The following is a 22,639-nucleotide window of genomic DNA, read 5'->3' as shown; positions in this document are numbered from 1 at the left end:
GCACCGGCCGCGGGCGACCCCACTCCTCATAGACCGGATCGACATGGCGAGCGCCTCCACCCATGTGAGCTTCCTGCCGCCGGTGCTGACCTTCCTGTCGGCGGCGGTGATCGGCGTGCCGATCTTCCGTCTCATCGGGCAGAGCGCGGTACTTGGATATCTCGTCGCCGGGGTCATCATCGGCCCCTTCGGCTTTTCGCTCATCGCCGAGCCGGAGACCGCCGCGAGCGTCGCGGAACTCGGCGTCGTCCTCCTTCTCTTCATCGTCGGGCTCGAACTCGAGATTTCCCGGCTGATTTCGATGCGGCGCGACATTTTCGGGCTCGGTGCGGCACAGCTGCTCCTCTGCACGATCTTGCTTGCCGGCGCCTGCGCCCTGTTCGGGCTCACCCTGGCCGCGAGCCTCGTCATCGGCGTCGCCCTTGCCCTGTCGGCCACCGCCGTCGCCCTGCAGCTCTTGGAAGAGCGCGGCGATCTCGGCACGCCCTATGGCGGACGCGCCTTTGCGGTGCTGCTGTTCCAGGACATCTCCGTCGTGGCCATCCTCGCCCTGATGCCGCTCCTCGCCTCCAGCGGCGGCACCGGCAACGACGAGTGGCTGGGACACGCGCTCGCCTCCACGGGGACCGTCGGGGCGGCGATCCTCGCCGTGGTGCTGGTGGGCCGCTACGGCCTCAATCCGTTCTTCAGCATGCTGGCGGCCAGCGGCGCGCGCGAGGTCATGACGGCGGCGGCCCTCCTCGTGGTCCTCGGCACCGCGATGCTGATGGAGCATGTCGGCCTGTCCATGGCGATGGGCGCCTTCCTCGCCGGCGTGCTTCTCGCGGAATCGAACTTCCGCCACCAGCTGGAGGCCGATATCGAGCCGTTCCGCGGCATGCTCCTCGGCCTGTTCTTCATGAGCGTGGGCATGTCCATCGACGGCGGCCTGCTGAAGAGCGCGTGGCCCGCCCTGCTCGGCGCGACGGCGGCTGCCATCCTGCTCAAGGTCGCCATCGTGGCCGGCCTGTTCCGCCTGTTCGGATCGCCCTGGCTCGATGCCGTGCGCGGCGCGGCGATCCTCGCGCCAGCGGGCGAATTCGCCTTCGTGCTGCTTCCCGCCGGGTCCGAACTGGGGCTGATCGACCAATCCTCCACCCGGTTCGCCGTGGCGCTCGCCGCCCTGACCATGCTGGTCGGCCCCGTCGCCGCCAAGGCCCTCGACGGCTACCTGTCGCGCCACCGGCCGGACGCGGTGGAGCACGCACCAGACCAGATCGAGAGCACGGAGGCCCGCGTCCTCGTGGTCGGGTTCGGCCGTTTCGGACAGATCCTGACCCAGGTGCTCCTCGCCGAGGGAATCAGCGTCACCGTCATCGACAAGGACGTGGAGCAGATCCGCTCCGCCTCGCGCTTCGGGTTCCGCATCTATTACGGCGACGGCACGCGCCTCGACGTGCTGCGCGCGGCCGGAATCGGCCGGGTCGAGCTGCTCTGCATCTGTGTCGACGATCCCCAGGCGGCGCTGAAGATCGTCGATATCGTGCATGAGGAATTCACCGGAGTGCGCACCTATGTCCGCGCCTTCGACCGGATGCATTCCGTGGAGCTGATGAACCGCGACGTGGATTATCAGCTTCGCGAGACCGTGGAATCGGCCATCGCCTTCGGCCGCGCGACCCTGGAAGGGCTCGGCATTTCGGCCGAGGCCGCCGCCGCAACGGCGCAGGACGTGCGCAAGCGCGACGTGGCGCGCCTCGTCCTGCAGCAGGCCGGCGCCCTTCCGGAGGAAACGCGCTATATCGGCGGCAGCCCCGAGATCAAACCCGAACCCTTGACCCGTCCGCAGCGCCCGTCGCGCGCCCTCAGCGCCGAGACCAGAGATATTATCGGCCTGGAACAGCGCGAAGCCGCGACCCGCACGTTGCAAGTCCAGGATTCCCCATTGCAGGACACGCCAGCGGATGCCTGAAACGAGCGCGGCGGCGGTGAAACCCGCCGCCCGACGGGAGACGGGCCGTTTCGTCACGGGATCGATCCTGCGGCACGTCGTGGTGATGAGCGGGACGGGCTCGATCGGGCTGATGGCGATCTTCGTCGTCGACCTGCTCTCGCTGATCTACGTCTCGAAACTCGGCGACCCGACGCTCACGGCGGCGGTGGGCTTCGCCACCATCGTCCAGTTCTTCGCCATCGCCATCAATATCGGCCTGATGATCGCCGCCGGGGCCCTGGTCTCACGGGCCATCGGCGCGGGCGACGAAGCGGGCGCGCGGCGGCTGGCCACCTCCGCCTCGATCCACGGCATCATCGTCTCGGGCATCCTCGTCCTCGCGATGCTGCCCTTCCTGCCGACCATCCTGTCCTGGATCGGAGCCGACGCCGAGACGCTGCCCGTCGCCGAACGCTTCCTCTGGATCGCCCTGCCCTCGAACATGCTCATGGGGCCGGGCATGATGTTCTCGGGCCTGCTTCGCGCCGTCGGGGCGGCGCGCCAGGCGATGTACGTGACGCTGGGCGGCGCCATCGTCACCGCCGGCCTCGATCCGCTGCTCATCTTCACGGCGGGGCTGGGGATCGACGGGGCCGCCATCACCACCTGCGTGGCGCGGGCGACCTTCGCCCTCGTCGGCCTCTGGGGCGTGCGCCAGCACCGGATGCTCGCCACGCCGAGTGTCGCGGATGTGATCTCGGACGCGCCCATCGTCTTCAGGATCGCCCTGCCCGCCGTGCTCACCAATCTCGCCCCCTCGGTGGCGAGCGCCTTCATCGCCCATGCGCTGGCCAAGTTCGGCGCCGTGGCGGTGGCCGGCAACGTGGTGATCGACCGGCTGACGCCGGTGGCCTTCGGCGGCCTCTTCGCCATGTCCGGCTCCATCGGCCCGATCCTCGGCCAGAATTGGGGAGCGGGGCGGTTCGACCGGATGCGCGGCGTGCTGAGGAACGGCGCGCTGGTCACGGCGGTCTATGTCGTGGTGGTCTGGGCCGCCCTGATCGCCTTTCGCGGGCCGTTGACGGGCCTGTTCGAACTGACCGGGACCGCCGCCGACCTGTTCGTCTTCTTCTGCCTCGTGAGCGGAGGCGTGTGGTTCTTCACCGGGCTGCTGTTCCTCGCCAACGCCTCGTTCAACAATCTCGGCTTTCCCTTCCTGTCGACCTTCCTCAATTGGGGCCGTGCCACCATCGGAACCGTGCCCCCGGCGCTCCTCGGAGGCTATCTCTATGGCCCCGAGGGCATCATCGCCGGGGTGGGGTTCGGCTCCGTCGCCTTCGGGGCGATCGGTATCGCCCTCGCCTTCCGGACGGTGACGCAGCTCGAGCAACGGGCCGGTTTCGCGCGCGAATTGGCCTCGGAGGCCGATGCGGATGCCTCCGGGGGCGATATTCCGGCCCCGGAGAGGCCGAACGCACTGGTTTAGAGCCGGGACGGGCATGATCTCGGGCTGGTAAGTACGACTGGGATGCGACAGAGTTCGCGTCTCGACAGCAGGCCGAAGCAATTCGGCCTGGCCGCGATGGGATCAAGAGGCTGCCGCCATGTTCAACCTGTTCGATCTCTTGCAGGCGCAGGGCGGCATGGACCCCAATGGTTTCATGGGCGCCAACGGTTTCGGCCAGCAATTCGGATTGTCGCCGGACCAGACCCGTCGGGCCATGGAAGCGCTGATGCCGGCCCTGACGCTCGGCCTCCAGCGCAACGCCGCCGCCGATCCCACCGGCTTCACCCAGATGTTCAGCTTCATGGACCCGGCCGCGCTCACCGCCCCGCAGGCCAAGCCGCAGATGGATGCCATGATGCGCCAGCTCTTCGGCTCGCAGCATCTGAGCCAGGCCGTCCTGCAACAGGCGGCTGCGGTGAGCGGCGTGGCGACGCCCGCCCTCCGGCAGATGCTGCCGCTCATGGCCGGCATGGTCGTGGCGGGGATCGTCCACGTGATGATGAATCCAGGGCAGCCCGCTCCCCAGCCCGCGCCTCCCCCGCCCTCGCCCTTCGGCATCCCGACCCATCCCTATTGGACCGAGATGATGAACGGCTTCATGAAAGCGGGCGGTGCGATGCTGTCTTCGCCGATGCAGGCCGCCGCCCCTGCTCGTACCGCCCCGGCACAGAAGAGCCTGCCGCCCGCACGCCTGTTCCCGGCGGCCCGACCGGCACAGGATTCCACCTCAGCGCCCGAATCCCGTCAGGCCTCGGCCGGCGCGCAGCAAGGTGCTGCGCTGAACCCGTTCGATCTGTTGCAGCAGATGTTTCAGTCCGGGCTGGAGGTTCAGCAGGAAAACGCCAGGACGATGCAGAGCCTGTTCGACAGCCTGTGGCGTGACGGCATGGCGTCCGTGGGCTCGTCGAAAGCCAACAACCCGACGCCGAACCGGCCCGGCCAGACGCGGCGCTGAAGCCGGCGCCGCACGAGACGCGCGGGGCACGAACGCTCAAATACTCCGGGTGAAGGCCTGCGCGACTGACTCGTAAAGCTCGCGGACCCGGTTGGTGTAATTCAGCAGCGCCGTGACGATCCCCAGGACGATCACGCTGGCAATCAGCGCATATTCGATCGCGGACGTCCCGCTTGTATCTCGGGCGAACCGCGAAGCGCTTCGTGAAAGACGGGACGAAGGGCCAGCCGAGGACGCGATCGGCTTGGCGACCGTAGATGTCACATCGTTTTTTTCAGAAATCGTCATCGAGCGAGGCGATCCCTGAAGAAGCAGCGCCCGCCTTCCTACGACGAAAATCATTGCCGACGGTTTAAACAAATACCGGCGAAACGCCGTCGGACTTCCAATGGGTACGTGCCCCTCCGCCACCGCGAGCAGGGGCTCGACATCCGGTTCGATGTCCCACGATCCGGCAGCGACGGCCCAGCGCTTTCACCGCTCACATCGTCATTCCGCGTCACCGGGTTGCCCGGCCCCGAAGGGCCGAGCCCAAGGCGCCCTAGACATCACTATGCAGGACGAGACGGATCGGCTCTCGCCCTATCGAAAACGCGTGCCGCAAGCCCGCGACCGGGGCTGCCGTCCATCAAGCTTTTCCGGATTCCTTGCGCAGCGCGTCGATCCGTTTCGAGGCCTCGGCCTTATCCAGATCCGGCTCGAACGAGTCGGGTGATTTCGCCTCCTCCGACAAGGTCTTGAGATAGGAAGCCTGCGCGCCGGTCATCGGCTCGTCGCCCGTGGTCCATTCGCTCGGATCCTTGATCCGGTTCGATGCATCGCCACCCGCCGTCTTCGGGTTCTCGTTCTCGTCCGTCGCCTGCTTCTTCGTCATCGCTCGACCTCGTTCATGAATTGTTCTCTCCATAACGAGGCGGTCGCCGATGAGTTCCGAACCCTGACCACCCCGGGATGCGGGGTGTAAGCCTCACTCCGCCACGATCCTTCGTTCAGGCAACCGGCGGCCATATCGTTGGTGCCCCGCTAGAGCTGCGCCCGACCACGTTGGGTCGGGACACATCTCCAGGCCTTTGTTTTGCCACGCTCTTTTTCGCCGAACCGGGATCCACTTCGGCGGAGAGCGCTCTAGCCCGGCAGAAGTCCCGCCTGACGGTAAGTGTCGATCGCCGCATCATAGACGGAGAGATCCGATCGGCTTCTCGCCAGAAGTTGCGCGCCGGCGATGGCCGCGAAGATGGCCCAGGCTCTCGACGTGGCGGTCTCGGCGGTGACCGGGGATGCGGCGGTCAGCTGTCTGCCGATCCAGGCCACGTTCACCTCGGCGAAAGCTCGCACCTCCGTCTTCACGTCGTCCGGCAGGTCGTCGTGCTCGGCGGCCATCATGCTGCCGAGGCACATTCGGTTGTCGTTCTGGAGCGCCGTGCGGAACGTGTCGGGGTAGCGCCGCAGACAGGCGACCGGATCCGGACATGCGTCCGATAGGGCCTCCAGGGCAGCGAACGCATCTTCCCGGTAGCGACGTGCCACCGCCGCCCCCAGGGCAGCCTTGCCGGGGAAATAATAGTGGATGCTCGCCGCCTTGATTCCCACCTCCTCCGCGAGATCGCGGAAGTTCAGGCCGCCATAGCCGCGTGCCTGCGCGGTCAGCCTTGCGGCGGTCAGGATCAGTTCCCGGGTGCTCTCACTCATCCTCCGCTTCTACACCTCAATTCTATCGATTGGCAGGTAGACGTTGACGTGTCGTCATCGACCTGCATGGTGTATCTACCAACTGGCAGATAGAGAGCGTTGCCCATGAAAATCTACGACCGGGAGGCGGGTCCCCACCCCGCACGAATCCGCATCGTCCTCGCCGAGAAGGGGCTGGAGGAAAGGGTCGAGTTCGTCAGTATCGACCTCATCGCCGCCGAGCAGAAGCACCCTGGTTTCCTGGCGATGAACCCGATCGGGAAGGTCCCGGTCCTCGAACTCGATGACGGGACGATCATCACCGAATCCACGGCGATCACGGAATATCTCGACAACCTGGACGGCCATCCGACCCTCACGGGTACGACACCGCGTGACAAAGGCATCATCCATATGATGCAGCGACGCGCCGAGATGATGCTGATCGATGCCGTCGACGATTATTTCCATTACGGCACCCCCGGCCTCGGCGGCGCGCTGCGGCCATGGCGGATGCCGGATTGGAGCGGGGCCAAAGAATGGGGGCAGCGGCGCGGCGCCTATGCCGTCGCCAACATGCCCTATTTCAACGATCTGCTGGCGAAGCAGCCCTTTCTCGCCGGAGAGCGCTTCTCGATGCCGGACATCACCTTGTTCGCCGGGCTGATGTTCGCCGAGATCGTCGGCCTGCCGATCGCTCCGGAACTCACCGCCCTTCACGCCTGGCGCGGCAAGGTCGCCGATCGTCCGGCCGTAAAGAACCGCAGCGGACAGGTCCCGCGTCCGGAAGACCTGGCGCGATACGGCGACGCGGCTTAGGGCCTGTTCGGGCTGTTTTTCCAGGGCTTCGCCTCATCCTGCTGAGGTGCCGCATAGCGGCCTCGCAGGAGCCTTCCAGGGATCGCGTGACCACTGGAGGCCTCCTTCGAGGCCCGCTGACGCGGGCACCTCAGGATGAGGAAATCTGCTTGGATGTTCGATTTCGGTTAGGATCGTCCGCTGAAAAATCCGAGCAGGCAGGTGTCTGGGAGCCGCAGGCTTCCACACCGGGACCGTCCATTGCGTCCGCTTGCGTGATGGACGGCGAGCCTCGTCACGAAGGACCAGCTCGATGTGAATCCCCGGTGAGCGAGGGCAAGGCGTCGTTCACGCCTCGTCCCCGCAAGCGCCCACGACGTGGCCGCGCGAAGTGCGGTCCGAACTACGCCGCCACCGCCTTCGGCTGAACCTCGGCGGTGTAATCGTCCATGAGCGTCTTGGTCATGGCGGCCGGCGTGAAGCGGTAGGGACCGATTTCGGAGACTGGCGTCACTTCGGCAGCGGAGCCGGTGATGAAGCACTCGGAGAAGCCCTCCATCTCCTCGGGCTTGATCCGCCGTTCGATCACCTCGAAGCCACGCCGGTGGGCGAGGTCGATGACGGTCTGGCGGGTGATGCCGTTGAGGAAGCGGTCCGCGAGCGGCGTGTGAACCACGCCGTCCTTGATGAAGAAGATGTTCGCGCCGGTGCATTCGGCGACGTAATCCTCCCAGTCGAGCATCAGGGCGTCGGCATAGCCCTTGTTCTCGGCCCGGTGCTTCGAGATCGTGCAGATCATGTAGAGGCCCGCCGCCTTCGAGGCGGAGGGGATGGTCCGCGGATCGGGCCGGCGATAATCGGCCATGTCGAGGCGGATGCCCTTCATCTTGGTCTCGGGATCGAAATAGCTCGGCCATTCCCAGGCGGCGACCGCGAGATGGATGGTGTTGTTCTGGGCCGAGACGCCCATCATCTCCGAACCGCGCCAGGCGACGGGACGCAGATAGGCGTCGGTGAGGCCGCTGGTCTTGAGCACGAGTTCCTTGGCCGCCTCGATCTCGGCGACGCCGTAGGGAATCGTGAAATCGAGATACTGCGCCGAGCGGAGCAGGCGCTCGGCATGCTCGTGGCTCTTGAAGATCCGTCCGCCATAGGCGCGCTCGCCCTCGAACACCGCCGAGCCGTAATGCAGGCCGTGGCTGAGCACGTGGATCTTGGCCTCGCGCCACGGCACCAGCACGCCATCGAACCAGATGGTGCCCTCGCGTTCGTCGAACGGGATCACGGACATGACGAATTCCTTGAAACCGCGGGCTCGCATCGTCGCGCCTGCGGGGTCGATCGATCGGGTTGGCGCGATGGCCAGGCAATGCCCCGCGCAGTATCCGCGGGGACGGAGGTCCGCAAGACGGCCGTTACGGCGAGCCGGCCCCGGGGAGGCTTGACGGGTATCAACGCCCCTGAGATATGTCAACAACACTGACGTATATTGAGGATGTCGCCGGACGTGACGCGCCAATCGACCCTGGCAACGAGCCCGCCCCCCATACCCCCGTCCGGGGAGGATGACGGGCTGGCGAATTCAGGTCTCGCGCCCGAAGGCGTGCGCGTATCCGACAACGGCATCACCAACGATCTCGTCGAACTGCTCTTCTTCGCCTACCGCGATTTCGTCGGCGACCCGGACCGGATGCTGGCCGAATACGGGTTCGGGCGGGCGCATCACCGGGTGCTCCATTTCGTCTACCACTATCCCGGCCTGACCATCGCCGAACTCCTCGACATCCTGCGGATCACGAAGCAGAGTCTGAACCGGGTTCTCAAGGATTTGATCGAACAGGGTCACATCGTGCAGAAGACCGGCCGGAGCGACCGCCGGCAGCGTCTGCTCTATTGTTCGGAGACGGGCGCCACCCTCACGGCCGAGCTGACGCGGGTGCAGGTACGGCGGGTCGCCCGCGCCATCGCGGACCCGGTGGGGGATGGTCCGAAGGACGCCCGGGACAAGAGCGGATTTGCAGCGGCACAGGGGTTTCTCATGGCGATGATCGAACCCGAAGAGCGCGCGGCGGTGACGAGCCTGATGGCGCGGCGCGCCCGGAGCCGTCGCTGACATGGCATCGCCGGAACTGAAGGTCCGCGCCGAGCTTCCCGACCACGCGCCCCATATCCTCGTGGTCGACGACGACCGGCGGGTACGTGAATTGCTGTCGCGCTATCTCTACGAGCAGGGCTTCCGCGTCACCTCCGCCGGAAATGTCGAGGAGGCCCGGCAGCGGGCACAGAGCTTCGTCTTCGACGCCCTCGTCCTCGATGTGATGATGCCGGGCGAGAACGGTTTCGATTACGCCCGGCAGGTGCGCGAGACCTCGCGGGTGCCGATCCTGATGCTCACGGCCCGTTCCAACCCCAACGACCGGGTGATGGGGCTCGAGATCGGGGCGGACGATTACCTGCCCAAGCCCTTCGAGCCGCGCGAGTTGATCCTGCGCCTCAACAACATCATCAAGCGCCGCCCGGACGGCGCGCCGCCATCGGACCGCACCATCGCCACGGTGACGTTCGGGCCGTTCTCCTACCGGATCGACCGGGGCGAACTGCGCCGCGACGAGGAGACCATCCGCATCACCGAGCGCGAACGCGAGATCCTGACGATCCTGGCGGAGGCCAAGGGCGGCAATGTCGACCGCGACGTGCTGGCCGGGAATGGCGGGCTGGCCGCGGAGCGCACCATCGACGTGCAGATCAACCGCCTGCGCCGCAAGACCGAGGTCGATCCGGGCAATCCCCTCTTCCTCCAGACGGTCCGCGGCATCGGCTACCGCCTCGCGATCGATTAGACAGGACCCGCCATGGCCCTCGCCGGCCTGAACCTGTCGCGGATCAGAACCAGCACCGCCGCCGCCTGGCGCGCGAGACCGCATCCGCGCCGGATGTGGAAGAGGCTCGCGCGCGCCATCGGCAACGCCCTGCCGAAGGGGCTCTACGCCCGCTCGCTCATCATCATCATCGCGCCGGTGGTGCTGCTGCAATCGGTCATCGCCTACACCTTCATGGAGCGGCACTGGCAGCTCGTGACGCGCCGTCTCTCGGCGGCCGTGACGGCCGACGTGGCGGCGATGATCGACGTCTATGAGAGTTACCCCCAGGACAAGGACGCCGACACCCTCACCCGTATCGCCGGCACGCGGCTGAACCTCGACCTCGACATCCTGAAAGGGGCGAAGCTCCCCCTGCCGGGGCCGCGCCCGTTCTTCTCCATCCTCGACGAGACGCTCTCGGAGGAACTCGCCAAGCAGATCGGCCGGCCGTTCTGGATCGACACGGTGGGCCGGTCCAGCCTCATCGAGATCCGCGTCGAGATCCCGGACGGGGTGCTGCGGGTGACCGCGCGGCGGAGCATGGCCTACGCCTCGAACTCGCACATTTTCCTGCTCTGGATGAGCGGTTCGTCCCTGGTCCTGCTCGGCGTGGCGATCCTGTTCCTGCGCAACCAGATCAAGCCGATCCTTCGGCTGGCCGACGTGGCGGAAAGTTTCGGCAAGGGCCGCGAGATCGAGTTCCGGCCGCGCGGCGCCCGCGAGGTGCGCCAGGCCGGCCACGCCTTCATCGAGATGAAGCGGCGCATCGAGCGGGCGATGGAACAGCGCACGACCATGCTCAACGGCGTCAGCCACGACCTTCGCACCATCATCACGCGGTTCAAGCTGTCGCTCGCCCTGGTGGAGCAGACCTCGGAGGTAGAAGACCTCCAGCGCGACGTCGACGAGATGAGCCGGATGCTGGAGGCCTACCTCGCCTTCGCGCGCGGCGATTCCGGCGAGGCCGCCGTGTCCACCGACATGCGGGCGATGCTGGACGACCTGCGCACCGACGTGGAACGTCTCGGCGCCCATGTGGCCGAGGTGGAGTTCGACGGCCGCGCCATGGTGACGCTGCGGCCGGACGCGTTCCGCCGCTGCCTGTTCAACCTCGCCGCCAACGCCGCCCGCTACGGCGAGACGGTGGCGATCCGGGGCCGCACGGAGGCACGCTCCTTCGTCGTCTCCATCGACGATGACGGCCCCGGCATCCCTCCCGAGAGCCGCGAAGAGGTGTTCAAGCCCTTCGTCCGCCTCGACGATGCGCGCCAGGATGCCGGCGGGTCGGGCCTCGGCCTCGCCATCGCCCGCGACATCGCCCGCGCCCATGGCGGCGACGTCGCCCTTCATGACAGTCCGCTGGGGGGATTGCGTGCCACCGTCCGCATCCCGGCGTGATGGTGGAGCGCCTGTGAATTTTGTTGCGTTCGGGGTGTCCCCTCGGGCGCAGTCCAATGCTATGACCGGTGCCGCTTTCAAGAGAAGGGCCGAACCCCGGTCCCGATACACGCGAGTACGCCATGAACCCGCTGGGTCCCGTCCTGATCGTCCTGCTCCTCCCGATCTCCGCCATCGGCCTCCTGCTCTACACCGATACCGGGATCGAGCCGGCGCTGTTCTCCGCCACGGTGAAGACCTTCGTCGCCCTGTTCGCCATCGCCGGGATTCTGTCCTACGGCGCGAGCCGGCTCGCCGCCCGCTCGGAAGGCTGACAACCGCGCCTCCGGATCGGCCCCATGGCGGGGCCGGTTTCGCGGTGACGCAACGGTGACGATGGGATCGAGGACGACATGAAGGCCGCCCTCGCTCGAATTCCCCTGCCCGCCCGGCCATGGACGGCACTCGCCCTCTGCCTCGCGGCGGGCGTCGCTGCGCTCTCCCCACTGGCCCTGGCCGCCGAGGAAAAGTCGGCCCCTCCGCCCGCGTCGATGCCGGAGCCGCCGGTTCGGCCCGCCGAGCTGAAGCCCGAGTCCGCGCCGACATCCGCGACGGTCCCGCCCCTGCCGGACGCTCCGACCCCGCCCGAACGCCCGGCCGAACTCACGCCCCCTGCACCGGCCGCGCCGGAGACGGGCCCGGCCTCGGAAATGCCGGCGCCACCACCGCGCCCGGCCGAACTCTCGACGCCGCCGGCCTCCACGCCCGCCCTGACGCTGACGGTCGCCCCCCTCGACGATACCGCCTGTCGCAAACGCCTCGAACGGCTGGGGGCGGTCTTCGAGGCGCTGCCGCCGATCTCGAACGGCCAATGCGGCGCGGAGAAGCCGCTGAAGCTCAGCCGTCTGACCGGCGAGGTGACGCTCACCCCGCCCGCGACCCTGGTCTGCAACACCGCCGAAGCCCTGGCGCGCTGGACCACGGAGGCCCAGGAAGCCTCGGAGCGCATCCTGAAGGCGCCCCTCCGGAGCCTCTCCATCGGCACGTCCTACGAGTGTCGCGGCCAGAACCACGATCCCGACGCCAAGCTCAGCGAGCACAGCTTCGCCAACGGCGTGGACATCATGGGCTACGGCTTCGAAGGACGGGCACCGATCCAGGTGGGCGCCGGCCTCGACGGTGCGCCGGAGGCGACGTTCCAGGCCGCGACCCGGGCCAAGGCCTGCGCCTTCTTCCGCACCGTGCTCGGGCCGGGGTCGGATGCCTCCCACGGCAACCACCTCCATCTCGACGAACGCGAGAGGAATGCGGGACATCGCCTCTGCCAATAAGACTTGGTCTCTGCCAGTAGGAGCGGTGGAACGCCGAGGGGTCGGACCGGCTTGAAGGAACGAAGCTGTCGATCCCTAGGCGAAAGTTGATCTCCCGATGCCCCATCTGCCCCTGCCGAGCGCCGTCGCGCTCATGGCTCTTGTCTGCCTCGCGGCTCCGAACGCGGCAGTGGCGAAGCCGGCGGGAAACACATCCTCGGAGGCCAGCAAGGCGAGCTCCGACAAGGAGGCTCCCGGCGAGGCCCTGACCGCCGAGGCGATCAACGGCGCGACCTTCTCGGCGCCAGAGACGCCCGAGGGTGGCGGCAAGAAGGAGAGCAAGAAAGCGCGGGCGAAGGGCAAGGACAAGCGTCCTCAGCCGCTGCTGGTGAAAGTCCAGGTGCTGCTCGACCGGGCGCATTTCTCCCCCGGCGCCATCGACGGGCGGGACGGCGAGAACATGCGCAACGCCCTGTCGGCCTTCGCCGTGGCCCAGGGGCTGCCTGCGAGCCAGACCCTGAACCAGGAGCTCTTCGACAAGCTGGCCGCCTCCAGCGCCGACCCGGTGGTGGCCACCTACACGATCACCGACACCGACGCCTCGGGCCCCTTCGCGGAAAAGATCCCCGCCAAGATGGAAGAGCAGGCCGATCTCGAGGCGATGAACTACACCAATCCGCGCGAGATGCTGGCCGAGCGATTCCACATGTCGCGCGATCTCCTCAGCGCCCTGAACCCCGACGCCGCCTTCGACAAGGCGGGCACCGGCATCGTCGTGGCGGCGGTCCCTCCGCTCGAGACCGGCAAGCCGGCAAAGGACGAGGCGAAGTCCAAGAGCAAGTCCAGCGGCAAATCTGAAGACAAGGCCCGCGACGCATCGGACGGCAAATCCGCGGACAAGCCGGCTGCGGACAAAGGCACGGACACGTCGAAGAAGGACGATGCACCCAAGAGCGACGATACCTTCAAGAAGGATGACGCCCCCAAAAAGGATGACGCCCCGAAGAAGGACATCGCGTGGGTCGAGGTCGACAAGGTCACCAGGCATGTCCGAGGCTTCGGCGAGGACGGCACCTTGCGGGCCTATTACCCCGCCTCCATCGGCAGCGCCGAGAAGCCGGCCCCCTCAGGCGAGGCCAAGGTGAAGGGCGTCGCCTTCGCGCCGGTCTATACCTACAACCCGAAATACGCGTTCAAGGGCGTGAAGACGAACAAGACCTTCTCGATCCGCCCCGGCCCGAACAACCCGGTCGGCATCGTCTGGATCGACCTGTCGATCCCGTCCTACGGCATCCACGGCACGCCAGAGCCGGAGAAGGTCGGCAAGACCGAATCCCACGGCTGCATCCGCCTGACCAACTGGGACGCCCGCGACCTCGCCACCCGCATCGAACGCGGCGCGAAGGTGGTGTTCAAGGACGAGTGAGGTGACTTGGGCGTAGAGTTGGGACGTGCGCAGTTCGAACGGACGAGGAGCAGGCTCCGACCCGAGCAGCTCCTGAGTAAGTCGGCTTTCAAGCCACCGGGCGGGATAGAGAGCACAACCGGAGGAACGGAGGTTCACTGTATAGCCCTGATTTCAATCGTATTCATCGAGAAATAGTTTAAATTTATTAAGGCTCTTGACGGCAGCGTGGTCGACATAAAACCACAGGGTATTCGTCAATGTACCGCGCCCTTCTCTGCCTAAGCGCGCAGCACGACGCCTGGGTCTTGCCCCTTGCTGCTATCGTATGCTGGGTATCGAGCCATACCGCGCTGCGGCTTGCCCGTCAGTCAACTAAGAGCCGTGGCCTGGAACCTTTGGCGTGGCTCTTGGCGGCGGGTTTCTCAGCTGGAGCCGGGGTCTGGAGTACGCATTTCATCGGTATGCTCGGTTATGATCCGGGACTCGTCGTCAGCTACAATACGCGCTTGACGCTGCTATCCTTGATGGCAGCCATACTGGCGTCGGTGGTCGCACTGGCGTTCGGACGTTGGGCCACCAATTCAGCCATGGCGGCGGGCGCCGGGATCGTTCTCGGGCTGGGCGTGGCGGCCATGCATTTTATCGGCATGGCGAGCATCCAGCTTCCTGGAGCTTTTGCCTGGGACCGAACGCTCGTCTTCGCCTCGGTGCTGATCGGTTGTAGCTTTTCAGCCGCCGCATTCGTCGCTTTCAGGCATCGAGGGCTGAAATACCCGAACGGTGTCGCCGCGACGCTTCTGACCGTCGCGATCGCGGGATTGCACTTCACCGCCATGGGCGCTGTGCAGATCACCCCTGACGGAGCGGAACCTGCTTCGGTGTCTGGGCTGCCACGTCTCGCCCTCGCCTCCGGCATCGCTGCGGTCATGCTTGCGATCCTGGGCTTTGCCGCGCTCGCCCTGTTCGCCGACCGCATGCGCCGCGCCAATCGCGCCTTGCGGACCAGTGAGACCGCTTTGCGGATCAGCGAAGAGCGTCTTGCGCTCGCCCTCGATAGCGGCAGCGACGGCCTTTGGGACTGGGATGTCGCGACAGGAAAGGTCTGGTTCTCAGACCGCTCGCAGACAATGCTCGGCTACGAGCCGGCCGAGATCGAGGGTCATGTGCGGTCCTTGATACGACTTACGCACCCTGACGACATCGAGCAGTCTCGAAGGCAGCTGGCCGACCACATAGAGGGGAAGACGAAGATCTACGAATGCGAGCAACGCGTCCGCAACAAAAGCGGTGCCTACACGTGGGTCCTGTCGCGCGGCAAGATCGTCGCGCGTGATGCCACAGGGGCTCCACTCCGCATCGTCGGCACACAGATCGACATCGCGGCGCGCAAACAGGCGGAGCAGCAGATCGAGTATCTGGCGTTGTACGATGCGCTCACCGGATTGCCCAACCGCACCCTATTTTGGGATCGCCTCGACCGTGAAATGGTGAGCGCGGAACGACGCGGACACTTCTTCGCGGTGCTCGCCTGCGATCTCGATCGTTTCAAATGCGTGAACGACAGCATGGGACACCCGGCGGGCGACACCCTTCTGCGCAAGGTCGCTGAACGGCTTACCGCGGCGATCCGTGAGGGAGACACCGTCGCTCGGCTCGGCGGCGACGAGTTTGCGATCGTTCTCAGAGGACTCGACCATCCGCAGAATTCCAGCACTACAGCGCAGCAAGTCATCGACGCCGTGAAGCTGCCTTTCGATATCGAGGGCCGCGCAGTCAGTGTCGGGATCAGTATTGGCATCGCGCTGGGGCCACAGGATGGCTGCAATCCGGACCAGTTGTTCAAGAATGCCGATATCGCGCTCTACCGCGCCAAGGCCGCAGGTCGGAGCACTTACCGCTACTACGAGCCTGAGATGGATGCGGCGATAGCCGAACGCAATGCGCTCGAACTAGACCTTCGCGAAGCCGTTCGGCTGGGTGAGTTCGAGTTGTACTACCAGCCGATCATCCGCCTCGAGAACGATATGTTGAGCGGCTTCGAGGCGCTCATGCGTTGGAGAAGTCCTTCGCGGGGCCTCGTCTCGCCCGGAGACTTCATTCCACTGGCCGAAGAAATCGGCTTGGTCGTCCAGCTCGGTGCCTGGGCCCTGAAGGATGCATGCTGCGAAGCGGCGGGATGGCCCGGCGACCTCAAGGTCGCGGTGAACGCCTCAACCGTGCAATTCGCCGAACTTGGTTTGGAGCATGCTGTTGTGACGGCGCTGGCGGCGTCAGGTCTGCCGCCGCAACGTCTTGAGCTCGAAATCACCGAGAGCGTGCTGATGAGCGACACGGAAAGCGCAATCCGTTGCCTGCATCGGCTGCGTGAGCTTGGAGTACACATAGCCCTCGATGATTTCGGCACCGGCTTTTCGTCCTTGAGTTATCTGCGGCGCTTCCCATTCGACAAGATCAAGATCGACCGTTCCTTCATCCACGAAATCGGCAATGCCGATACGGCCGCGATCGTGCGCGCCATCGTCGGCCTCGCTGAACGGCTGGGCGCGAGCATCACCGCCGAGGGTGTCGAGGACGAAATACAGCTTGCCCACGCACGTGGAGAGGGATTCACAGAGGCACAAGGCTACTTGCTGAGCAAACCACTTTCAGCGCGCGATGCTCTTCAATACGCCCGTGCTTCGAAAGATCTTGTGGCGTGATACCGCGTTTTCTTCTTCCACGCCGGCTACGAAGAACTGATGTTTTCGGGCAGGCGACCTTCAGCATCAACGGCAACGTCTGCTTCGGGACGCAAGGCCAGGACCCTACCGCTACGGTCCGGCAACGGTACTGGCTTCCAACGTCCGACGATCTGAGCCGTTGGCGGGCCGATATGGCCGTGAAAGCCAAGATCGATTGGGTGGCAATGGCATGTCTACGATTTCTGCCGCCGCTCGATGTCCTCGTTCAGCATCGGACCGACGAGGTGATCTCCGAGGCGAGCACCACTGGGGGGAGCTGTCGGGGAGCCCCGCTCCCCCTCGGGCTTCTCCTTGCCGACAACTTCGAGCGGTCCATGCAAGACGGCAATCCGTCCCGGACCCTCGCGCACGAAGGCATTGAGGCGGCCCGTGAGCGCATCGGGTCCAACCTTTGGCCCGGTGACCAATCCGGTCGGCGTGCCATCCTCAGCCGCCCTTCACTCCGTCGGCTTTATCGCGTTTCGCCCTCGGCAGCTTCGCGTCCCAGTTGATGCAGGGGAACTCTCACATCCTGTCGGCTAGATCGTTTGTCTGCACCAATGCGGATCATCGAGCTTTCTCCGCGCTATGTGCATCAGATCGTCCCGAACGGACTGGGTCGCGCTGAACGGGATATCGAAGTTCAGGCTATGATAAATCAGGCCGAGGACGGTGCTGTAGTCGGGATCGTCAGCGCTGCGGTCGATGAAGTTCAAGACCCATCGGTAGACGGATTCATGGTCCGACGGAGAGGAATCGTCCCCGACGACCAGCCGACCTCCGGTGATCCACTCGCTCCGCAATGCCGCGATGTCCTGCGCCGTCGGGTTTGTCATACCGCCTCGTGACGTTCGAACAGGCCCGGCAGCGACCGCGCCAAGTGTCTGAACTCATCATCCCCAGCCGACCACCTCATCCTGAGGTGCCGAAGTGCAGCGAAGGCCTCGAAGGAGCCTTCCAGTTCGCGTAGCGGGTTCTGGAGCCCTCCTTCGAGGCCGCTACGCGGCACCTCAGGATGAGGTAAAGCATGGGAAATCAATTTTAACAGGCTCCGACCCGTCGTCGATTTTAGATCGCATAAACGGTCGCCGCCTTTACGAAACCCATTCATTGCCGCGCTCGGTCCGCCGAAACCAAACTCGCCAGCCCGAGCAGCACCGCGTCGCAGAGGAAGGCCAGGGCGGCGGTGGCGAGCGCGCCCTGCAGCATCGGCAGGACGTTCTGGTTCTGCAGCCCGGCGACGATAGGGGTGCCGAGGGTGGAGGCTCCCGCCAGGGCTCCCACCGCCGTGGTGGCGATGGCGAGGACGAGGGCCGTGCGCAGGGCATCGACGAGGCCCGGCAGCGCCAGGGGCAGTTCCACCCGGAGCAGGATCTGGATCGGCGTGAAGCCCAAGGCCTCCGCCGCCTCGCGGGCCTCGGGCGAGACCGATTCCAGCGCGCCCACCGTGCCGCGCAGGACCGGCATGATGCCGTAGGCCACGAGGGCCAATAGGGTCGGCGGCCCGCCGAAGCCCAGGATGGGCAGGGCCAGCGCCACCATCACCACCGGAGGCACCGCCTGCGCGGCGGCGGCGATGCCGTCGATGCCGCCGCGCAGGGGCGCGGCGAACGCGCGCGTCACCAGAATGCCGAGACCGAGGCCGAGGACGGCCACCAGGGCGAGCCCGAGCGCGGCGAGGCCGAGATGATGCGTCGCGAGGGCCAGCAACCGCTCGGCGCTCAGGCCCCGTCGCGGCTCCTCGCCGAGGCCGGCCACGATCCAGGCGGCCAGGGAGGGATGGCTCATCGCCGCGAAGATGGCTCCGACCAGGAAGATACCGAAGGCCGGGCGTAGGCGGTGGGTCATGCGCGCCACCTCGCACGGCAGCTTGCCTCCATCGCGCTCAAGGCCGCTTCCGCCGCCAGCGACAGGGCGACGATGGGGATGGCGCCGAGGAGGATCAGGTCGGGCGCGAACTGGGCCATGCCGTCGAACACGATCCGCCCGAGGCCGCCTGCGCCGATGAGGGCGCCCAGTGTCGCGAGGCCGAGGCTCTGGACCGTCGCGACCCGCAAGGCTCCCACGAGCACCGGCGCGCCGAGCGGCAGCCTGACCTGCCGCAAGATCTGCCCCCTCGTCAGGCCGATGGCCTCGGCGGCATCGATGGCGGCGGGGTCGGCGGAGCGCAGGGCCGTGCCGATCCCGCGCCAGAGCGGAAGCAGCAGGTAGGCGGCGATGCCGATGAGGGCGGGCCATGGCCCCAGCGCCGAAAGGCCGAGATCGCGCAGGGCCGGCACGGCGCGGACCAACCCGGAGACCAGGGCGACGAGGCCGCCGAATAAGGCGACGGCGGGAATCACCTGTATGCCGCTCACGACGAGCCCGACGATTCCCTCCCCCGAGCGCCAGAGCGACAGAATCACCGCCGCCGGAAGCGCCAGGACGATCGCCCCGCCCGAGAGGAGCAGATGCTCGGCGACGGCCCGATGCAGAGTCTCCTGCCGCCCGGCATATTCCACGACCAGCGAGAGCCGGTCCAACCCGCCGCCGTGCCACGCCGCGATCAGGATTCCCGCGACAGCGAGGGCGGCGAGCAGACCGAGACCGCGGATCCGGGCGCGTCCGATGCTGGCTCCGGCGAAGGCCAGGAGGCAGGCCGAGGCCATCCAGAAGCCGGAGCCGAGGCTGGCTCTCGCGGCGGGCGGCATGGAGGCGAGGCGACGAGTCGCCTCCGCCCCGAGGCCGAGCAGGAGGAAAGCCCAGGCCGCCGCGAAGAGGCCGACGGCGAGCAGACCACCCATGCGTCGGGGCAGCGTCGCGAGAAGGACGAGACCGGCCAGCGACAGCAGCAAGACCAGGCCGATCGATCCATCCCCAAACCCGGACGCAACCACGGGAGCGCCGGGCAGGAGCCGATTCGGCGCGATATCGAGCAGCGCCATCCGATGGAGGAATGCGATGAGAAGGCCGGCCCCGAAAAGCCCGGCCGATGACGCATGAAAAGCCGCCCGATGGCGGTTCGAACGCCAGTCCGATTCCGCTCTCATCCGATCAGCCCGCGCTCCGTGAGGTCGTCACGTGCGACCTTTTCCGCGATCTCGCCGTCCACGGTGATCCGCGCGTTCAGCCGGCGAAGGGTCGGGGCGTCGAGACCGGCGAAAATGCGGGCCAAGGCCGGGCCGATCGCCGGAAATCGCTCCAAAGCGGCGGCGCGGATGACCGGCGCGACCTCATAGACGATCTGGGCCGCAGCGGGATCGCTCATCACCACGAGGTCCAGGGCAGAGAGGGCCCCATCGGTGCCATAGACCATCCCGGCATTGACCCCGCTGATCCGCTGTGCCGCCGCCCGCGCCGTCACCGCCGTATCGCCACCGGGCAGGCTGATGATGCGGTCGAGGGGCAGGCTGAAACGGTAGGCCGCCTCGAAGGACGGCAAAGCCGCCGGGCTCTCCACGAACTCGGTTGACGCGGCCAGCAGGATCAGGCCGTCATTCGCCACCTTGGCGAAATCCGCCATCGTGACCAGATGCCGCTCCCGCGCGAAATCGCCGTTGAGGGCGATGAGCCAGGTGTTGTTGGCGGGCGCCCTGGCGAGCCAGATCAGCCCCTTTTCGGCATCGCTCCGCCGGATGGTCTCGTAGGCCTCCTGAGGGATCTTCCAGGCGGGATCGGCCTCGGTGCCGGTGAAGAACGCGCCGTTTCCGGTATATTCCGGGTAGATATCCACGTCGCCCGACAGCAGGGCGCCGCGGACAATCTGGGTCGGGCCGAGGCCGAGCTTGCGCACCACCGGGACGTTGAGATGCTCGAGCGCCAGGGCGATCATCGCCCCCGTGAGCGCTCCCTCCGTATCGCGTTTCGAGGCCACGACGAGGGGCCGCTCAGCTCGGACAGGAGATGCAGCCGCGAAGGACGCCGCGCCCAGCATTACCAGGGCGCCGCGACGATGAGTGGTCATGAGGCCGCGCCCTCGCTTGCTCCGCATGCCACAGGTATCGGCGATGTGCGTGAAAATGTATCGTCCGATAACATTAACCCGATCCTGAACCGCCGAGGCCACTTTCTGCGCCTTGACACGCCAAGCGGAACGGGCGACGGCTCGACCGTTGCCACAGGAGCCATACGTCATTCCCGCCACCCCGACGGATGGCAAGCCTGCGAGGCTACGGATGACGGCACCGTTCCGGGCAGGAACGAATCGAAGGGAAGAATCCCCAGCGTGAGTGCTGAACAGAACGACACTCTCCTCGACGGCGCCAGGGTTCTGGTGGTGGAGGACGAAGCGGCCATCTCGATGCTGCTCGAAGACATGCTGCTCGACTTCGGGTGTACCGTAGTCGGTCCCGCTGCGCGTCTTGCGACGGCTTTGGAAATGGCTCGGAACGAGACCTTCGAAGTCGCGATCCTCGACGTCAACGTCGCCGGCGAGCCGATCTATCCGGTGGCCGAAGCGATCACCGAGCGCGACCTGCCCATCGTCTTCTCGACGGGCTACGGCGGCGCGGGGATTCGTGAGCCGTTCCGTGATCGTCTCGTGGTCCAGAAGCCATTCAGCCAGGCCGATCTGAAGCGCACCCTGATCGCTGCCCTCGCGGCAGCGAAGAAATAGGCCTCGGTCGACCTCGCTCGGGCGCTGCTCTTGGCTGATGGCCTCGTGTCAGCAGCGACCGCTCTTCCAGAGAGTACAGCGGCGCCTGCAGCCCTGCCCCATCAAGCTCGCGGGCGGGTCCGGACTCGACACAACTCCGTCCTCGGATGGAGGGTTACCTCTCGGCTCAGAGTCCCTCGATCGTGAAGGCGTCAGGGAGATGGCGCGGCCAAGTCCTTGGCGCAACGAACACCGCATCCGCCCTGAACGTCATCCCCCCGTAGCGGGGATTGCGCGTGATCCAGGCACGCACGGCGCGGGAAAACCGGGCGCGTTTCTTTGCATCGATAGCGACTAGGGCAGTCTTGAGATTCTCCCTCGCCTTCACCTCTACGAAAGCAACGGTGTCGCCCCGGCGTAGGACCAGGTCGATCTCGCCGCCATTCGCGCTGAAGCGCTGGGCCAGAGGGCGATAGCCCTTCATGATCATGGCGAGGAGGGCCAAGGTCTCGCCGGACTGGCCGCGCAGGTAGGTGGCGCGCCGCCGTCCTTTCGCATCGAGGAGCTTAGACGTCCGCATCGGTACGTCTGGCGAGGACGAGAGCCCGGGCATAGACGACCCGGCGGGGCTGGCCGGTGGCATCGGCCACGAGAGCAGCGGCATCCTTAATCGAGTGACGTGAAAGCGCTGCCTCGATTGCCGCATCGAGACCGGCCTCGACCTCCTCCTCCGGCGGTTCTTCCGGGTTGGTCCCGATCACCACCACCACCTCGCCCTTGGGAGCCCCCTCCTCTGTGAAGGTCTCGGCCAGGGTCGCGAGGGTGCCGCGCCGGATCGTCTCGTAGAGCTTGGTCAGTTCGCGGGCGACCGCCGCGGGCCGGCTCCCTCCGAGGATCGCGGCGGCATCCACCAGCATTTCGGGCAGGCGGTGGGGTGATTCGAACAGGACCAGTGTTCCGGGGATCTGCCCGAGCGCCGCCAGGCGATTGCGCCGGGCACCGGATTTCTGCGGTAGGAACCCCTCGAAGAAGAAGCGGTCGGTGGGCAGGCCTGCCGCGACGATGGCGGTCATCACCGCGGATGGACCGGGAATCGGCGTCACGGCGATTCCCGCCTCGATGGCGGCCTGAACAAGCTTGAAACCCGGATCCGACACCAGCGGCGTCCCGGCATCCGAGACCAGGGCCAAGGCTTCGCCGTTCTGCATCCGTGCGATCATCCGCTCGCGGACAGCCGCGTTGGAATGCTCGTGATAGGCGACCAGCGGCGTCGTGATGCCGTAATGCATCAACAGCGTGCGGGTGACGCGGGTGTCTTCGGCGAGCACCGTATCGGCCGCCGCCAGAGTCGCGAGCGCGCGGAACGACACATCCTTGAGGTTGCCGATCGGGGTCGCCACCACGTGCAGGCCTGGGTCGAGCGGTTCCGCCTCTGCCGCAAGGCCAAAAGCGGTGAAGGTCGAGATGGGCTTGGCCGGATCGTGGACGGCCCTGGAGCGGCGCGTCCGATTGTCGATTCTCTGAGTCATGAGGCAGACATTGCCACGGGG

The 22,639-nt window shown here is 66.4% G+C and carries 22 protein-coding genes; 12 read left to right on the top strand and 10 right to left on the bottom strand.

All coding sequences use genetic code 11. The features are described from left to right. Nucleotides 1-43 precede the first annotated feature (43 nt). The 3 genes from ASF32_RS19655 to ASF32_RS19645 all read left to right on the top strand — a co-directional run bounded on the left by ASF32_RS19655 (nt 44) and on the right by ASF32_RS19645 (nt 4,374). Entirely contained in the window at nt 44-1,951 is a 1,908-nt protein-coding gene (locus tag ASF32_RS19655) for a monovalent cation:proton antiporter-2 (CPA2) family protein (protein WP_056432278.1), read from the top strand. Continuing rightward, nucleotides 1,944-3,398, top strand: coding sequence for an MATE family efflux transporter (locus tag ASF32_RS19650; RefSeq protein ID WP_056432275.1), 1,455 nt, complete (start codon nt 1,944-1,946; stop codon nt 3,396-3,398). The genes ASF32_RS19655 and ASF32_RS19650 overlap by 8 nt, the downstream gene beginning before the upstream one ends. 118 nt (nt 3,399-3,516) lie before the next feature. After that, nucleotides 3,517-4,374 carry a DUF937 domain-containing protein gene (locus ASF32_RS19645; RefSeq protein WP_056432273.1) on the top strand — a complete coding sequence of 286 codons (858 nt, stop codon included), beginning with the start codon at nt 3,517-3,519 and terminating at the stop codon, nt 4,372-4,374. Between the two features lie 36 nt (nt 4,375-4,410). Here the strand turns inward: ASF32_RS19645 and ASF32_RS19640 are convergent, their stop codons facing one another. From ASF32_RS19640 to ASF32_RS19630, 3 genes are all read right to left on the bottom strand, one after another. Beyond that, entirely contained in the window at nt 4,411-4,662 is a 252-nt protein-coding gene (locus tag ASF32_RS19640; RefSeq protein ID WP_156467905.1) for a Flp family type IVb pilin, read from the bottom strand. Between the two features lie 340 nt (nt 4,663-5,002). Then, nucleotides 5,003-5,248 (bottom strand): DUF3072 domain-containing protein, encoded by a 246-nt coding sequence (locus ASF32_RS19635; RefSeq protein ID WP_082469922.1) that lies wholly within the window; start codon nt 5,246-5,248, stop codon nt 5,003-5,005. A 251-nt stretch (nt 5,249-5,499) separates the two neighbouring features. Continuing rightward, nucleotides 5,500-6,063, bottom strand: a complete 564-nt coding sequence (locus ASF32_RS19630; protein WP_056432267.1) for a TetR/AcrR family transcriptional regulator — start codon at nt 6,061-6,063, stop codon at nt 5,500-5,502. A gap of 105 nt (nt 6,064-6,168) precedes the next feature. On the opposite strand from ASF32_RS19630, the gene ASF32_RS19625 reads away from it, so the two are divergent. Next, nucleotides 6,169-6,861 (top strand): glutathione S-transferase family protein, encoded by a 693-nt coding sequence (locus ASF32_RS19625; RefSeq protein ID WP_056432264.1) that lies wholly within the window; start codon nt 6,169-6,171, stop codon nt 6,859-6,861. A gap of 382 nt (nt 6,862-7,243) precedes the next feature. Here the strand turns inward: ASF32_RS19625 and ASF32_RS19620 are convergent, their stop codons facing one another. Continuing rightward, nucleotides 7,244-8,131: a branched-chain amino acid aminotransferase gene (locus ASF32_RS19620; RefSeq protein ID WP_056432499.1), complete on the bottom strand. Its 888-nt coding sequence runs from the start codon at nt 8,129-8,131 to the stop codon at nt 7,244-7,246. A gap of 204 nt (nt 8,132-8,335) precedes the next feature. Between ASF32_RS19620 and ASF32_RS19615 the strand changes: the two genes are divergently transcribed. The 7 genes from ASF32_RS19615 to ASF32_RS19585 all read left to right on the top strand — a co-directional run bounded on the left by ASF32_RS19615 (nt 8,336) and on the right by ASF32_RS19585 (nt 16,495). Then, nucleotides 8,336-8,953 carry a helix-turn-helix domain-containing protein gene (locus ASF32_RS19615; protein WP_156467904.1) on the top strand — a complete coding sequence of 206 codons (618 nt, stop codon included), beginning with the start codon at nt 8,336-8,338 and terminating at the stop codon, nt 8,951-8,953. Between the two features lies 1 nt (nt 8,954). Then, entirely contained in the window at nt 8,955-9,680 is a 726-nt protein-coding gene (locus ASF32_RS19610; protein WP_056432261.1) for a response regulator, read from the top strand. A 93-nt stretch (nt 9,681-9,773) separates the two neighbouring features. Then, complete coding sequence (locus ASF32_RS19605) at nt 9,774-11,099, top strand: ATP-binding protein (protein WP_244477902.1); 1,326 nt, start codon at nt 9,774-9,776, stop codon at nt 11,097-11,099. A gap of 122 nt (nt 11,100-11,221) precedes the next feature. Then, entirely contained in the window at nt 11,222-11,413 is a 192-nt protein-coding gene (locus ASF32_RS19600; RefSeq protein WP_056254034.1) for a hypothetical protein, read from the top strand. 78 nt (nt 11,414-11,491) lie between these two features. After that, nucleotides 11,492-12,409, top strand: coding sequence for an extensin family protein (locus tag ASF32_RS19595; protein WP_056432258.1), 918 nt, complete (start codon nt 11,492-11,494; stop codon nt 12,407-12,409). Between the two features lie 97 nt (nt 12,410-12,506). Beyond that, nucleotides 12,507-13,814, top strand: coding sequence for a L,D-transpeptidase (locus ASF32_RS19590; protein ID WP_056432255.1), 1,308 nt, complete (start codon nt 12,507-12,509; stop codon nt 13,812-13,814). Nucleotides 13,815-14,053: 239 nt separating this feature from the next. Beyond that, nucleotides 14,054-16,495 carry an EAL domain-containing protein gene (locus ASF32_RS19585; protein ID WP_082469918.1) on the top strand — a complete coding sequence of 814 codons (2,442 nt, stop codon included), beginning with the start codon at nt 14,054-14,056 and terminating at the stop codon, nt 16,493-16,495. A gap of 560 nt (nt 16,496-17,055) precedes the next feature. On the opposite strand, the gene ASF32_RS19575 is transcribed toward ASF32_RS19585, so the two are convergent. The 4 genes from ASF32_RS19575 to ASF32_RS19560 all read right to left on the bottom strand — a co-directional run bounded on the left by ASF32_RS19575 (nt 17,056) and on the right by ASF32_RS19560 (nt 20,429). After that, entirely contained in the window at nt 17,056-17,352 is a 297-nt protein-coding gene (locus tag ASF32_RS19575) for a hypothetical protein (RefSeq protein ID WP_056432245.1), read from the bottom strand. Nucleotides 17,353-17,623: 271 nt separating this feature from the next. Beyond that, nucleotides 17,624-18,364, bottom strand: a complete 741-nt coding sequence (locus ASF32_RS19570) for an ABC transporter permease subunit (protein WP_056432489.1) — start codon at nt 18,362-18,364, stop codon at nt 17,624-17,626. Further along, complete coding sequence (locus ASF32_RS19565; protein WP_156467903.1) at nt 18,361-19,545, bottom strand: ABC transporter permease subunit; 1,185 nt, start codon at nt 19,543-19,545, stop codon at nt 18,361-18,363. Before ASF32_RS19565 ends, ASF32_RS19570 begins: the two co-directional genes overlap by 4 nt. Continuing rightward, complete coding sequence (locus ASF32_RS19560) at nt 19,542-20,429, bottom strand: glycine betaine ABC transporter substrate-binding protein (RefSeq protein WP_082469999.1); 888 nt, start codon at nt 20,427-20,429, stop codon at nt 19,542-19,544. The genes ASF32_RS19565 and ASF32_RS19560 overlap by 4 nt, the downstream gene beginning before the upstream one ends. A 291-nt stretch (nt 20,430-20,720) precedes the next feature. Here ASF32_RS19560 and ASF32_RS19555 point away from each other — a divergent pair, with 291 nt between their 5' ends. Continuing rightward, nucleotides 20,721-21,110, top strand: a complete 390-nt coding sequence (locus ASF32_RS19555; protein WP_056432242.1) for a response regulator — start codon at nt 20,721-20,723, stop codon at nt 21,108-21,110. A gap of 166 nt (nt 21,111-21,276) precedes the next feature. Here ASF32_RS19555 and ASF32_RS19550 read toward each other — a convergent pair whose 3' ends face one another. Together ASF32_RS19550 and rsmI are read right to left on the bottom strand one after the other, a co-directional pair. Continuing rightward, on the bottom strand, nt 21,277-21,669 hold the full coding sequence (locus ASF32_RS19550) for a YraN family protein (protein ID WP_056432239.1): 393 nt from the start codon (nt 21,667-21,669) through the stop codon (nt 21,277-21,279). Continuing rightward, nucleotides 21,656-22,618, bottom strand: a complete 963-nt coding sequence (gene rsmI, locus ASF32_RS19545; protein WP_056432237.1) for a 16S rRNA (cytidine(1402)-2'-O)-methyltransferase — start codon at nt 22,616-22,618, stop codon at nt 21,656-21,658. The genes ASF32_RS19550 and rsmI overlap by 14 nt, the downstream gene beginning before the upstream one ends. Nucleotides 22,619-22,639 lie beyond the last annotated feature (21 nt).

It is taken from the genome of Methylobacterium sp. Leaf91 (assembly GCF_001422815.1).
Taxonomy (GTDB): Bacteria; Pseudomonadota; Alphaproteobacteria; order Rhizobiales; family Beijerinckiaceae; genus Methylobacterium.
This window is presented reverse-complemented; position numbering and strand designations above follow the sequence as displayed.

What these genes read in the sequence shown, in the direction of transcription:
- ASF32_RS19655 (WP_056432278.1), top strand. Translation starts at nt 44, where the DNA reads ATGGCGAGCGCCTCCACCCATGTGAGCTTCCTGCCGCCGGTGCTGACC.
- ASF32_RS19650 (WP_056432275.1), top strand. Translation starts at nt 1,944, where the DNA reads ATGCCTGAAACGAGCGCGGCGGCGGTGAAACCCGCCGCCCGACGGGAG.
- ASF32_RS19645 (WP_056432273.1), top strand. Translation starts at nt 3,517, where the DNA reads ATGTTCAACCTGTTCGATCTCTTGCAGGCGCAGGGCGGCATGGACCCC.
- ASF32_RS19640 (WP_156467905.1), bottom strand. Translation starts at nt 4,662, where the DNA reads ATGACGATTTCTGAAAAAAACGATGTGACATCTACGGTCGCCAAGCCG.
- ASF32_RS19635 (WP_082469922.1), bottom strand. Translation starts at nt 5,248, where the DNA reads ATGACGAAGAAGCAGGCGACGGACGAGAACGAGAACCCGAAGACGGCG.
- ASF32_RS19630 (WP_056432267.1), bottom strand. Translation starts at nt 6,063, where the DNA reads ATGAGTGAGAGCACCCGGGAACTGATCCTGACCGCCGCAAGGCTGACC.
- ASF32_RS19625 (WP_056432264.1), top strand. Translation starts at nt 6,169, where the DNA reads ATGAAAATCTACGACCGGGAGGCGGGTCCCCACCCCGCACGAATCCGC.
- ASF32_RS19620 (WP_056432499.1), bottom strand. Translation starts at nt 8,131, where the DNA reads ATGTCCGTGATCCCGTTCGACGAACGCGAGGGCACCATCTGGTTCGAT.
- ASF32_RS19615 (WP_156467904.1), top strand. Translation starts at nt 8,336, where the DNA reads ATGTCGCCGGACGTGACGCGCCAATCGACCCTGGCAACGAGCCCGCCC.
- ASF32_RS19610 (WP_056432261.1), top strand. Translation starts at nt 8,955, where the DNA reads ATGGCATCGCCGGAACTGAAGGTCCGCGCCGAGCTTCCCGACCACGCG.
- ASF32_RS19605 (WP_244477902.1), top strand. Translation starts at nt 9,774, where the DNA reads ATGTGGAAGAGGCTCGCGCGCGCCATCGGCAACGCCCTGCCGAAGGGG.
- ASF32_RS19600 (WP_056254034.1), top strand. Translation starts at nt 11,222, where the DNA reads ATGAACCCGCTGGGTCCCGTCCTGATCGTCCTGCTCCTCCCGATCTCC.
- ASF32_RS19595 (WP_056432258.1), top strand. Translation starts at nt 11,492, where the DNA reads ATGAAGGCCGCCCTCGCTCGAATTCCCCTGCCCGCCCGGCCATGGACG.
- ASF32_RS19590 (WP_056432255.1), top strand. Translation starts at nt 12,507, where the DNA reads ATGCCCCATCTGCCCCTGCCGAGCGCCGTCGCGCTCATGGCTCTTGTC.
- ASF32_RS19585 (WP_082469918.1), top strand. Translation starts at nt 14,054, where the DNA reads ATGTACCGCGCCCTTCTCTGCCTAAGCGCGCAGCACGACGCCTGGGTC.
- ASF32_RS19575 (WP_056432245.1), bottom strand. Translation starts at nt 17,352, where the DNA reads ATGACAAACCCGACGGCGCAGGACATCGCGGCATTGCGGAGCGAGTGG.
- ASF32_RS19570 (WP_056432489.1), bottom strand. Translation starts at nt 18,364, where the DNA reads ATGACCCACCGCCTACGCCCGGCCTTCGGTATCTTCCTGGTCGGAGCC.
- ASF32_RS19565 (WP_156467903.1), bottom strand. Translation starts at nt 19,545, where the DNA reads ATGAGAGCGGAATCGGACTGGCGTTCGAACCGCCATCGGGCGGCTTTT.
- ASF32_RS19560 (WP_082469999.1), bottom strand. Translation starts at nt 20,429, where the DNA reads ATGCTGGGCGCGGCGTCCTTCGCGGCTGCATCTCCTGTCCGAGCTGAG.
- ASF32_RS19550 (WP_056432239.1), bottom strand. Translation starts at nt 21,669, where the DNA reads ATGCGGACGTCTAAGCTCCTCGATGCGAAAGGACGGCGGCGCGCCACC.
- rsmI (WP_056432237.1), bottom strand. Translation starts at nt 22,618, where the DNA reads ATGACTCAGAGAATCGACAATCGGACGCGCCGCTCCAGGGCCGTCCAC.